Annotated in this window: 1 protein-coding gene; it reads left to right on the top strand. The window is 63.3% G+C overall.

The features are described from left to right. Nucleotides 1-337, top strand: a 337-nt coding sequence (locus tag ACJOT3_RS34700) for an ATP synthase beta subunit C-terminal domain-containing protein (RefSeq protein WP_435873342.1), incomplete at its 5' end; no start/stop codon positions are given. Nucleotides 338-357: the final 20 nt, after the last annotated feature.

The following is a 357-nucleotide window of genomic DNA, read 5'->3' as shown; positions in this document are numbered from 1 at the left end:
CCAGGAGCACTACGAGGTGGCCCAGCGCGTCAAGGGGATCCTCCAGCGCAACAAGGACCTCCAGGACCAGATCGCCATCCTCGGTATGGACGAGCTGTCCGAAGAGGACAAGATCATCGTCAACCGCGCGCGCCGCATCGAGCGCTTCCTGTCGCAGAACATGTTCGTGGCGGAGAAGTTCACCGGTACGCCGGGCGTGTTCGTGCCCCTGGAGGAGACCATCGCCTCCTTCAAGGGCCTGTGCGACGGTGAGTACGACCACCTGCCCGAGCAGGCTTTCCTCGACGTCGGCAACATCGACATGGTCGTCGAGAAGGCCAAGAAGCTCCAGGGCTAGTCAGTTCCTGGTCGGGGCCG

This window comes from Nocardiopsis protaetiae (assembly GCF_045446735.1).
In the GTDB taxonomy this organism is placed as follows: domain Bacteria; phylum Actinomycetota; class Actinomycetes; order Streptosporangiales; family Streptosporangiaceae; genus Nocardiopsis; species Nocardiopsis protaetiae.
This window is presented reverse-complemented; position numbering and strand designations above follow the sequence as displayed.